The 12,700-nt window shown below is 33.2% G+C and carries 7 protein-coding genes; 1 reads left to right on the top strand and 6 read right to left on the bottom strand.

The window, feature by feature from the left end; all coding sequences use genetic code 11:
- Positions 1-5: 5 nt before the first annotated feature.
- The 6 genes from HNV08_RS11475 to HNV08_RS11450 all read right to left on the bottom strand — a co-directional run bounded on the left by HNV08_RS11475 (position 6) and on the right by HNV08_RS11450 (position 11,753).
- Positions 6-1,619 carry a RagB/SusD family nutrient uptake outer membrane protein gene (locus HNV08_RS11475; protein ID WP_173281472.1) on the bottom strand — a complete coding sequence of 538 codons (1,614 nt, stop codon included), beginning with the start codon at positions 1,617-1,619 and terminating at the stop codon, positions 6-8.
- Positions 1,620-1,638: 19 nt separating this feature from the next.
- On the bottom strand, positions 1,639-4,713 hold the full coding sequence (locus HNV08_RS11470) for a SusC/RagA family TonB-linked outer membrane protein (RefSeq protein WP_173281471.1): 3,075 nt from the start codon (positions 4,711-4,713) through the stop codon (positions 1,639-1,641).
- Between the two features lie 301 nt (positions 4,714-5,014).
- A complete protein-coding gene (locus tag HNV08_RS11465; protein WP_173281470.1) occupies positions 5,015-7,807 on the bottom strand; it encodes a helix-turn-helix domain-containing protein in 2,793 nt (930 codons plus the stop codon).
- 87 nt (positions 7,808-7,894) lie between these two features.
- Positions 7,895-8,623, bottom strand: coding sequence for an MIP/aquaporin family protein (locus tag HNV08_RS11460; RefSeq protein ID WP_173281469.1), 729 nt, complete (start codon positions 8,621-8,623; stop codon positions 7,895-7,897).
- Between the two features lie 10 nt (positions 8,624-8,633).
- The gene (glpK, locus tag HNV08_RS11455) at positions 8,634-10,133 is read right to left on the bottom strand and encodes a glycerol kinase GlpK (RefSeq protein WP_173281468.1); all 1,500 of its coding nucleotides are present in this window, start codon (positions 10,131-10,133) and stop codon (positions 8,634-8,636) included.
- 54 nt (positions 10,134-10,187) lie between these two features.
- Positions 10,188-11,753 (bottom strand): glycerol-3-phosphate dehydrogenase/oxidase, encoded by a 1,566-nt coding sequence (locus tag HNV08_RS11450; RefSeq protein ID WP_194242007.1) that lies wholly within the window; start codon positions 11,751-11,753, stop codon positions 10,188-10,190.
- Between the two features lie 183 nt (positions 11,754-11,936).
- Here HNV08_RS11450 and HNV08_RS11445 point away from each other — a divergent pair, with 183 nt between their 5' ends.
- Positions 11,937-12,698 carry a DeoR/GlpR family DNA-binding transcription regulator gene (locus HNV08_RS11445; RefSeq protein WP_173281467.1) on the top strand — a complete coding sequence of 254 codons (762 nt, stop codon included), beginning with the start codon at positions 11,937-11,939 and terminating at the stop codon, positions 12,696-12,698.
- Positions 12,699-12,700: the final 2 nt, after the last annotated feature.

The raw sequence follows: 12,700 nt of genomic DNA, 5'->3' as shown, positions 1-12,700 counted from the left end.
AATAATTATTCATAACCTAGATTCTGCGGGTAATCTGGCCCTAATAAATCTAAATCTCTTTGTGCAATTGGCCAATTAATGAAATGTGATTGCCAATTTTCTCTTGGGTCTTTAGAACCAAGGTTCGCAGGGAAGTATTCACCATCACCTGCATAATTTGTGATTTGAAAATCAATAACATCTTGTCCCATTCTTTTTAAAGTAAACCATCTTTGACCTTCAAAAGCAAGTTCTCTTGCGCGCTCATCTAAAATAGTTTGTTGCGTTACACTTGTAACTGGTGCAGCACCAGCTCTCTCACGTACGGCATTAATATATGGTAATGGGTCTCCTGAAGATCGCATTATAGCCTCAGCCGCTATTAAATACGTCTCAGCTAATCTATATACGGTAATATTGCCTCTAATTAAATAAGACGCTTCATTACCATCTTCTTGCGCAAATTTTATACAACATGGATGCATTCTTTGGTAATAAGATGCATACGTAGAACTTGGATTATTTAAATCCGTTATCGGTTCATAGTTATCAACTTCCTCTCCTATTCTATCTCCAGATGTGTAATAAAATTTTAATCTAAAATATGTATTATCATCTCTTGTATCGTTAGGATCTTCTGCTAAAAGATTTAATAAATATAAATTTGGTAAAATTCTAGCAAATCCTCTTCCTCCTTGCTCATTATTGTAATCTACACCAGATATCTGGAAAAACTGAGCGACATAATTTGCATTCATCATCGTTGTAGATCCACCTCCTAATACATCATCTTGCGACTGGATTACAAATAAAGATTCTGAATTATTTCTATCTCCAGCAAAAACGTCTGCGGTAGAACTCACTAAACTGTGAGGAGAATCTGGTCCTTCTATGACATCTAAGGCTTGCGTTTTTGCCTCTGTCCAATCACCTTGCCACATTGCAACTTTTGCCTTAACGTGTTTTGCCGTACCTTTAGTGACACGTCCAAATGTATCTATCCAATCTAAGTTTTCTATTGCATAATCAAGGTCACTATTGATTAGTGCAAATATTTCTTCTTCTGTTGAACTATCGTTAACAACATCAAATGCATTTTCAACAGTAACAGTTTCTGTAGTTACAAAAATATTGTTATACATTCTGTATAAATAGAAATAAGAATGTGCTCTAAAATACTTGGCTTCAGCTAGTACTTTTTTTCTAACATCTTCATCGACACCATCAATAGCGTCTGCTGCATTAATGATTGCCGTTGCTTTATTCGTCATGTTATAGAAATGCTTCCAAAACAATGTAGACGCCAACGTTGATCCATAATCTACTGAAGATATTCCTCTTTCGTATCTTCCCATTAACCCAGTATAACCAGATCTAGAAAAGGCCAAATCACTTCGAGATGACATGAGAACGGATCCCATAAAATCTTCTGTTCCGTTATCGTAACGATCGCGTTCAAATTTATATAAACTTACAACTCCAGATTTTAATCCTTCTTCTGTAGTAAATATATAATCAGAATCAATTAATGTACTTGGCTGTTCTTCTAAGTAATCTTCACAAGAAGTTACACTTATAATAAGCGCCATGGTTAGCAATATGCTTCCCTTTAATTTTGTATAAAAAAACTTCGTTTTCATAATCTTATTATTTTTTTAATTAAAATTTAACTCTAACACCAAATGTGAACGATCTTGCATCAGGATAACCTGTGTCTGCGTTAGAAAATGTAGATCTAATGTTTACTTCTGGACTATAACCAATATAATCAGTATCTGTAAATACATTTGTTGCAGTTACGTAAAATCTTATTTGATCAAAATTTAATTTATCTGTTACTTTTTCTGATAATGAATACCCAAGACTTACAGTTCTTAATCTAATATAAGAAGCATCTTTAACTGCTAATGCATTTAAATATGGATCTGCAGAATCTGCATTTGGTCTTGGAAAAGAGTTTGAAGGATTTTCTGGTGTATAATAATCTACTTTTACACCATTTATATCACCTCTTAAAGTACCACCATTATTATATGTATTTAAAAACGGGTTGACTTTTGTTGCGCCTTCAACGGCATAGAAATCTAAAAGTAAATCGAAACCTTTATACTCTAAAGTGGTAGATAACGATCCGAAGAAATCTGGATTAGGATCTATAAACACACGATCTTCTTGGGTAATTTTACCATCAGGACCAGGTATAATATTTCCTTCATCATCAACACCGTTAATATCTTTAATTTTAATATCACCAGGCTCTAAATCTGTTTGAGTAAGCGCAGAATCTGGATTGGCTTGTGGCGCATTAGCAAAATCATCTCCTTCTTGCCAAATACCATCAAATGCATATTGATATATAACACCTACAGGCTGCCCTACATAATAATTGTACGTAGTATCATCTGTTATAGCATCTCCATTTCCATCATTGTATAGTTCTAAAATTTTGTTTCGGTTATTAGACCAATTTGTAGATACCGACCATTTTAGATCATCATTATTGATAATATTAGCGGTTAAACTAAGTTCTATACCTGTATTCTGCATTTCACCTGCATTAAAGAACGTAGACGTATATCCTGTTGTAGATGGCACACCTCTTCTTAACAATAAGTCATTTGTTCTGGCATCGTACCAGTTTATATTTCCTGATAATACACGCTCAAATAAAGAAAAATCTAGACCTAAGTTTAATGTTGTGATTCTTTCGAATTTTAAATCTGGATTTGGCAATATTGTAGATGGAGAAAACCCAGATGCTGTTTCACTATCAAAAATATATTGTTGGGCATCTGCTGTAAATAGCGATGTATACGCACGTCCTAAATCGTTAACTAAAGAACCATAACTTGCTCTAAACTTTAATTCTTGAACCGCCTTAGCATCTTCCATAAAACTTTCTCTGTGTATTTTCCAAGCAAAAGAACCAGCAGGATTATAACTCCATTTATTTCCTTCTCCATTTAATGAAGCGCCATCTGCTCTTAATGTGCCTTCAAAACTATATTTATCATATAACGTATAACGTGCTCTCGCCATATAGCCTAAATATCTAAATTTATTTCCATCACGCTCTACAGTAACATTACCAATAGCACTAGCAATACCATTATAGCCTAAATCTTCGTTTGAAAACCCTTGCCCTTCTGTAAACGTTCTTGAATATTCATTTTCTTGAGACGATTGCACTAAAGTTAAATTAAACTTATGGTCATCTCCAAAATTTTTATCATACGTTAAAATGTTTTCTATTAAATAAGACTCTCTTAACTGATTATCTATTCTTGCAATACCTCTAACATCATCACCAGCACTACTTAATGAAGATTGGTACTGTCCTCTTTCTGAGGTTCTTCTTGTTAAATTGGCTTTTAATTGATACTGTAAATCTTTTGTGATTTGCCACTTAGGTGTAACATTAATAACAAAATCATTGCCTTTTTCATCGTGATCTTGTTCATTTAAATTCCATAATGGATTTACCGCAGACCCTTCTTCACCACTAGGAAAACGCATTATACTACCATCTTCATTATAAGCACTACCTAAAGGTGATGTTGTAATTACATTAACATTGGCTGCTCTTTCTGTGTCATCATTTAAAATATTTATATCAAAATTTACAGAAAACTTATCGCTAATTTTTTGATCTACGTTTAAACGTAATGTTTTTCTTTCGTAGCTTGATGTTGGAATCAATCCATTTTCTTTAAAGTAATTAATACTACCAAATACTTTAGTTAAATCTGTACCACCACTAACACTAATGGCTTGGCTATTTACAGAACCCGTTTTCATTAACTCTTCTTCCCAATCTACAAAACGATTGTTCGCTAAATTATCTAATTCAATTGGCGTAAACACATTATCGAGCTCGTCATCCGCGTAACTATCATCTGCTCTTGTGGTTCTAATGGCCTCACGTCTTAATTGTGCAAATTCTTGTCCACTATATACATCAAAATTACGTTCTATGGATTTAGTAGAGACAAATCCATGATAACTCACACTTATTTTACCAGCTTTACCACGCTTGGTTGTAATTAATACGACACCATTTGCTCCTCTAGATCCATAAATGGCTTGTGCTGATGCATCTTTAAGGAATTCAATAGACTCAATATCATCAGAATCAATATCTTCTATACCACCATCTCTAATAATACCATCTACAACATAGATAGCACTTACCGCACCTTCAATAGATCCTTGACCTCTAAAGATAATATCTGAAGTACCACCTGGTCTTAATGTTCCGCCTCCTACATCTACTTGTAAACCAGCGATTCTACCACGTAGCATTTCATTAACATCTGAAGTGGGCGTTAATATTGCTTTTTCTAAATTAGTTGTTGCTACTGCGTTAACAACATCACTTTTCTTTTGTGTACCATAACCAACAACAACCACCTCAGATAATGAATTATCATCTTGTAGTGCGATTGTCATTTCTCCATCAGTTACGTTAACATCTTGACTTTTAAAACCAACATAAGATACAGTTATTACTGAAGCATCACTAGACACTTCTAAAGTAAATCTACCATCAAAATCTGTTTGCGTTCCGTTAGTCGTACCTTTTTCTATCACAGATGCACCTGGTAAAGGCATATTATCTGCTCCAGAAACCACTTTTCCTTTTATTGTAGTCTGTGCTAAAACAGCAAATGAACTACACAATAAAAAGACAAAAAAGAATATTTCAATTCTTGATCTTTGAAATTTTAATTTCATAAATATTGTTTTGATTAATTATTTAGTTACCAAAATTAGAAAATACCGAAACTCTATTCAGATCTTCAAAATTTAAGATATTGTAAATTTAATCTTAAGAATATGTTAATATGATAATTTATACCTCGATAAAAAACGAACATCGCAAATTTTAACAACATTTTACTTCAAAAATCCTCGTCAACATACTGTAAACATTGGATTTTTAAAAATTGCAAATTTTTCAATAAAACCTTGATTTATAGCCCAAATGGACGTTTGTAGTGGTAAAGTCTAGGTATTTAATGTTATTGTCAAGGTGCTAGAATTTTAAGATATAGTTAACAAGACTATCATCATGATGTAATTGTAATCTTTTGCGTAAACGATAACGTTTTGTTTCGACACTTTTTGTAGAAATGTTAAGCAATGGTGCCATTTCTTTTGAAGACAGGTTTAATCTTAAGTAAGCACAAAACCTTAAATCGTTTGGCGTAAGGTCTGGATGTGCCGCTTTTATTTTATCCATAAAATCCTTATCTGCATTATTAAAAGCTTGCTTAAAGAAATTCCAGTCCTTATTGTTATTTAAGTTGGTATCTATCAACTTAATTGCACTACTGATGTCTTCTTTATTTTTTGTAACCTTTAATTCTTTTTTAATTTTTCGAAGTAACTCATTCTTCTTAATGATACTCATTGTAGAAATGGCCAACTCTCTATTTTTACTTTCAATGTCTTGATTTAACTTTTCGTTTTTAATTTGAATAAATGCACGTTCACTCTTTATATGCTCTAGCCTCAAAATCCTTTCGTAATAAAATTTATAGGCTCTATGAATTAACAATCCAATTACCAAAAGCATTAATACATATACAAAAATGGCCACATTAGAGAAATACCAAGGTCTATTTACTTTAAATTGATATGCCACTACATTTTCGGTGAGTTGATTACCAACTTTACCTCTTACTTCTAACTTATAATTTCCAAACGTTAGATTTTCGAACTGAATATTTGGCGTTTCTACCCAAGCACTCCAATTATTCATTTTACCATGTAATCTATACTGATAATTAACTTCTAAAAATTTATCATATTCTGGCACTGAACAATTAAAATGTAATGTGCCGTAATCATAGTTAAATTCTCGCTCTTCATTTAATGGTAAATCTTGAGTTTCATCATTTAAAGAAGATACTGTTATAGCATTTAGATGAATATAATAATTAGACTCATGTTTTAACTGAGATAAATCTAGAGTTAAGTATCCATTTGAGGTACCTAATACATATTTCCCTTTTTCAATATGCTGAATATTCTCAAACCCTAAAACGCCTTTTCGTAAATTAGCTGGTATTGATATGGTCACAACATCTGGCTTATTCGTTAAATTGTCATAACTGACATAACTAATATTATCTTCTGAAAACAACCACAACTTACCTTTTTGGTCCACAACCATTTTTACGGATTTATAGGGCGAAAATTTCTCGGATAAATCAATGTTCTTTTTAAATTTCTCTTCGGTTTTGATATAATCAAAAACACCATCTTCTGAGGTATAAAGTATGTTATTCTTATAAGAAATTAACCCTGAATTCTTCCCTAAATCTAATTCTGATTGGCGTTTAATATCTATTACTTTATGTAACGTGTTATCTAATTGAATTCTAAAAACCCCTTTATATTCATGATTAACTAATATTTGATTATTGTCATTAATTTCAAAAAAACGTGATGAATTCTTAAAACCTTCTATTTTATTTCGCAAGTGCCATTTTCCATCTTCTTTTTGAAGCACATACAACCCATCATAATTGCCTTGAAGCAAAAGATTTTCTCGATTTGGAACGGTTTTAAAATTCCAGGCACCTAAAACTGAGCTTATGCTATTAGCTTTCCCCTCATCAATTAAAAATGTACCTAAGTGATGACCACAAAATAAGTTCTTATCATTATCATTATATAAACTCCAAACTTGGCCAGCTGTACCTTTTACAATTTTAAAATCTTGACTTTTTGATTCTAATGACCTAAAAAACAGTCCTTGATTTGTCCCTACATAGAGGTAATTATTAAAAATCAAGGTTGTGTAGACAGTACCAATACTACCATTATAGTCTATAAAGGTTTTTATTGAAGAGTTAACATTAATACAGTTAATTCCATTATCTAATCCTGTCCATACATTGTTTTCAAAATCCTCAAAAAGAGTAAGCACAGTATTATTTGCTAAACCTTTCTTTTGATTTATTTCGTAATCAACAACTCCGTTCTCTTTAATTTTTATAAGACCATTAGAAATAGTACCAAATACAAAACTGCCATCTCTTAATTGAATACTACTAAAAACATTAAGTTCTTTTAAGCGTTTATTAGAGGTAACGTCCCACACTTTAAATTCTCCTTCTAAATATTGAAAAAAACCTGAATTTCTAGTAAGAATAATTAGTTTTTCATGTTTATAAAACACATCAATTACGCGGTCTTCAATAACAATTTCGTGATCTATGATTAACTTAGGCTTCCCTTCTTCAAGCACATAAAGCCCTTCATTTGCCACGTGATAATAAATTTTATCATTTACATTAAAGACTTTATATATTATATTTTTTGAGCTTATAGTTTTAAATTTTTCTGACACCTTATCAAAGAAATACAAGGCATGACCAGCCTGAAACAACACCCAATCTTCATAATCTATGATATCCCAAATCTGATCATCACTTAAAATCTTATCACCTAACTTAGGTATAAGCGATTCATACACTAAATGACCAAACTCATGTCGTTCCCAGTATCCAAATTCCTCGTAACAACCTGAATATATTCTATTATCTATAGCTTTAACAGCTCTTAAAATAGTGTGATTTGGCGATCGATAAGGCTTCCAATCTGTACCATTATATTCTAATAAGCCTAAATTGTTTGCCACATAAATGTACTTATCAGCATTTTGTGTAATCATCCAATTCTGATTCTCACCTTTATAATCTGATGTTGTAAAGGTATCAATTGGAGGCAATTCTTGCCCAAAAGTCATCAAACACAAAAACCATAAAATAAAAAACGAATAAGTCTTCATTTGTCTCATTAAAATAATTCTACTCATGTAAATATAGTTTTTAGTATACGAACAAACAAAATGCCAACCCTAATCGAATTGACATTTCTAAAATAAATTAAATAAAACCGTATACTATTGTAATGCAAGCATTAAAATTGCAGCGAGCGCACCACCAACCAAAGGCCCTAAAACAGGAATCCAAGCATAAGCCCAATCACTCTTTGCCTTATTTTTTATAGGCAAAATAGCATGCATTATCCTTGGCCCTAAATCTCTAGCCGGATTTATAGCATAACCCGTTGTACCTCCTAAAGACAAACCAATAGACCAAACTAAAAAGGTTACTGGCAATGCACCTAACGACCCCAAACCAATGACGGTTTCCGTGTCGTTAATACTTGCATCTGTAAAAAAGAATATTGTAAACAATAGTACAAACGTGCCTAACATTTCACTAAAAAAGTTTGAAAACGTATGTCTAATCGCAGGTGACGTACAGAAAACCGCCTTTTTTGAATCCGCATCTTCCGTATCATCAAAATGATTTTTATACAACGCCCACACAAAAAATGCACCAATCATTGCGCCTATCATTTGAGCCACAATATACAATGGTACATCTGCCCAAGGAAATTTACCTGCAATAGCAACAGCTACTGTAACAGCCGGATTAATATGTGCTCCACTATAAGGACCAGCAATAACAACAGCTACATAAACGGCCAATGCCCAACCTGTAGTAATAACAATCCAACCGCTGTTATTTCCAATAGTTTTATTAAGAACCACATTAGCTACAACGCCTCCTCCAAGTAAAATCAATATTGCTGTACCTATAATTTCTGCTATAAATGGTGTCATAAGTCTAGGATTAATGAGTTAATGTTGTCCAATATTCTAATGCATCGATTGCCTTATACCAGCCTTTTATATTGGCTTCAATATCCGCTCTATCCGTTGTAGGATTAAATATTTTATCGGTTTGCCATATATCTTGTATTTCTTCAGGATTCTCCCAATAGCCAACTGCTAGACCTGCTAAAAATGCAGCACCCATTGCTGTAGTCTCTACCACCTTTGGTCTCACCGTTACTGTATCTAAAACATCTGACTGAAATTGCATAAGCATATTATTAATGGTTGCTCCTCCATCAACACGTAATTCTTTTATTGACAAACCAGAATCAGCTTCCATAGCCTTTAATATATCCATAGTTTGAAAAGCTATAGACTCTAGAGATGCTCTAGCGATATGCGCATCTGTACTCCCTCTTGTTAACCCAAACATAGTCCCTTGTGCATGTTGATTCCAATGTGGTGCACCTAGACCTGCAAATGCTGGCACAAAATATACACCATCGGTACTCTTTACGGATGAGGCCAATGCTTCCACGTCTGAAGAATTTCTGATAATTTTTAAACTATCTCGTAACCATTGCACTACGGCGCCTGCGATAAAAACACTGCCTTCTAAAGCGTATGTTGTTTTTCCGTTAATTTTCCATGCCACAGTAGTCAATAAATTATTCTTAGATGCAATTGGATGTTCACCAATATTCATAAGCATAAAACAACCTGTTCCGTAGGTATTTTTAACCATACCTGGCTTTGTACACATTTGTCCAAATAATGCCGACTGTTGGTCTCCAGCTATTCCAGAAATTGGAATATGTGTATCATAAAACGTAGAATTGGTATGACCATATACTTCACTTGAAGCTTTTACTTCTGGCAACATACTTTTGGGTATTGTCAGCAACTCTAAAAGCTCATCATCCCACTGCATTGTATTGATATTAAACAGTAACGTTCTCGATGCATTTGTGACATCTGTAACATGTTGTTTACCTTTAGTAAAGTTCCAAACCAACCAACAATCAATCGTTCCTAAAACTAAATCTCCAGCTTCTGCCTTAGCTCTAGCACCATTGACATTATCTAAAATCCACTTCACTTTTGTCCCAGAAAAATAAGAATCTACAACGAGCCCAGTTTTTTCTTTTATGACGGCCGCTTTTCCTTCATTTTTTAGTTGATCACAATAACCTGAAGTTCGTTTATCTTGCCAAACGATGGCATTATAAATAGGTTCTCCTGTATTTCTATCCCAAACCACAACGGTTTCGCGCTGATTAGTAATGCCAATAGCAGCAATCTGCTCCGCATCTAACCCTTTATTAGCTATTGCCTCTGCCGCTACTCCTGCCTGTGTAGACCAAATTTCTTTGGGATCATGCTCTACCCAACCTGGTTTTGGAAAATATTGCGTGAATTCTTTTTGAGCACTAGAAACAATATTGCCTTTTTTATCAAAAACAATAGCTCTAGAACTAGTTGTACCTTGATCTAAGGATAAAATATATTTCCCCATAGTTTGTTGTTTATTAATTAGTTTGCTGAATGTAGAGGTTCAGTAAACATTAGTTTATTTTATTATATATTGATCTGCTATCTTTATAAATTTTGAAATTTGAGCAGCTCGCCACTCATTGGTTTCATTTAATTCTTCCCTTAATAATTCACCAACCAATGGTGCAATTTCTATCGCAGCTTTAGCATCTAAGAATAATACTCGCACTCTTCTAGCCAATATATCTTCTATACTTCTAGCCATCTCATATCTTGCCGCCCAAATCACTTCGGCCTTTGTAAATTCTAATCGCTTGTGTAATTTTTCACCAAATGCAGGATTTTCACGTATTAAGTCTTCAATACCTTTTTGGTCTGAACCATAAATATATAAATGATTTTCACGATCTACAGTACCGTTTGATCCATGGATTTTTAAATTCTGTGTTTTACATTCCGATTTTGGCAACTTATTTAATTCTATAATTTTATTGACAGTATCCTGAGCCATTCTTCTATATGTGGTCCATTTTCCTCCAGTTATAGTTACTAGCTCAGATTCTGAAATAATAATTTTATGACTTCTAGAAATCTCCTTAGTCTTTTCGGATTTATCTTTAGGAGCAGCCAATGGTCGTAAGCCCGCAAAAATGCTTAACACGTCACTTTTATTAGCGGTCTTATTTAAATACCTGTTCGCTGTTTCTAATACAAAATCAATTTCTCTATCTAATGGTTTTGGTTCTAAACTATGACTATTAAGCAACGTATCTGTTGTACCAACCACCACTCTATTATGCCAAGGTACTAAAAATAAAACACGACCGTCATCCGTTTTAGGGATCATTATTGCATCATTACCTGGTAAAAAAGATTTATCGAATACTAAATGAATTCCTTGACTAGGTCTTATACTATTTTCAGCATGCTTATTATCCATTTGCAAAACCTCATCCGAAAACACACCTGTTGCATTCACCACTACATTGGCAGATAACGTATATTCCGTATTAGTTTCTGTATCAAGAGCTATAACGCCATTAACTTTACCTAATTCATTTTTTTGAAGTTGTTTTACCTTAAAATGATTTAATATAGTACCTCCGTTTTCTATACATGTCTGCGCGATATTTACCGCTAATCTAGAATCATCAAATTGTCCATCTTGATATACAACACCTCCTTTTAACTGATCTGTTTTTAAAGTAGATAGCCTAGAGATCGTTTCATTTTTCTTTATTCTAATAGATTTACCAAAACTCAATTTACCAGCTAAAAAGTCATAAACCTTTAGACCTACAGTATAGAAAAAATTATCCCACCATCTATAATTCGGAATAATAAAGGATTGATTACTCACTAAATGAGAAGCATTCTGCAACATTAAACCTCTCTCATACAACGCTTCACGAACCAAATCAATATTGCCTTGCGCCAAATATCGAACGCCACCATGCACCAATTTTGTACTTCTACTTGATGTCCCTTTAGCAAAATCCACCTGTTCTAATAACAATGTTTTATAACCTCTGGTAATACAGTCTAAAGCCACACCTAAGCCTGTTGCGCCACCTCCAATTATTATCACATCCCAATGACTTGACGCTTTTAACTGCTCTAATAAAGTTTCTCTTTTGAACAAAATATATTGTATTTATTTCAATTATGTTTCAAATATATAAAATATAATACAAAATGAAACAAAACGAAATTAAAATTTACTTAAAAATAAAAAATACCGAAACAAAACCCTTCATTTACTTTCGTTTTAATATATTTGTGTTTTATTTTAAAAACGAGGACAATAACAAATCACCTAGAACGCATGAAGCGACACCAAGATATACTAGAAAGACTAGCTAAGGAAAAACACTTAGAAGTGCTAGACTTATGCGAAATACTAAATGTCTCTGCCGTAACTATACGAAAGGATTTAAAATTATTAGAACAAAAAGGCCTCTTATACAGAACTCATGGTGGCGCTTCATTAGACAACCCTTACATAAACGAACGCACTGTTCTAGACAAGGAAAAGGTTTCCGTAATAGAAAAAAACGGTATTGCCCAACTAGCCGCAAGCAGAATTGTAGAAAACGACTCCATACTAATTGCTTCAGGAACTACTGTACAAGCATTCTCTAAATACATTAAAGCAAAGAACAAATTAACCGTAATTACCTCTTCCTTACATGTTGTTTTACACCTTATCAATGATAAAAACATTGAAATCCTACAACTTGGTGGTTACATAAGACATAGCTCTGCTTCTGTAATTGGTAATTATGCCGAATACATTTTAAAAAATGTGTCGTGCAGCAAATTGTTTTTAGGTGTAGATGGTATCGATTTAGAATACGGACTATCTACCACCAATTTAGAAGAAGCCGAATTAAACAAAAAAATGCTTCATGCAGCGCAAAAAGTCATTGTACTTGCAGACTCTTCTAAATTTGGAAAAAAGAGTTTTGCTAGAATTTGTGACCTCTCTGTAGTTGACGAAATAATCACTGATAGTGGCATTTCAAGTATCAAACGAAAAAAACTAGAAGAAAAAGAAATTAAAGTCACTATAGTTGATGAACTATAAAT

Origin of the sequence: Winogradskyella eckloniae, from assembly GCF_013249045.1 — a bacterium.
Taxonomy (GTDB): domain Bacteria; phylum Bacteroidota; class Bacteroidia; order Flavobacteriales; family Flavobacteriaceae; genus Winogradskyella; species Winogradskyella eckloniae.
This window is presented reverse-complemented; position numbering and strand designations above follow the sequence as displayed.

What these genes read in the sequence shown, in the direction of transcription:
- HNV08_RS11475 (WP_173281472.1), bottom strand. Translation starts at nt 1,619, where the DNA reads ATGAAAACGAAGTTTTTTTATACAAAATTAAAGGGAAGCATATTGCTA.
- HNV08_RS11470 (WP_173281471.1), bottom strand. Translation starts at nt 4,713, where the DNA reads ATGAAATTAAAATTTCAAAGATCAAGAATTGAAATATTCTTTTTTGTC.
- HNV08_RS11465 (WP_173281470.1), bottom strand. Translation starts at nt 7,807, where the DNA reads ATGAGTAGAATTATTTTAATGAGACAAATGAAGACTTATTCGTTTTTT.
- HNV08_RS11460 (WP_173281469.1), bottom strand. Translation starts at nt 8,623, where the DNA reads ATGACACCATTTATAGCAGAAATTATAGGTACAGCAATATTGATTTTA.
- glpK (WP_173281468.1), bottom strand. Translation starts at nt 10,133, where the DNA reads ATGGGGAAATATATTTTATCCTTAGATCAAGGTACAACTAGTTCTAGA.
- HNV08_RS11445 (WP_173281467.1), top strand. Translation starts at nt 11,937, where the DNA reads ATGAAGCGACACCAAGATATACTAGAAAGACTAGCTAAGGAAAAACAC.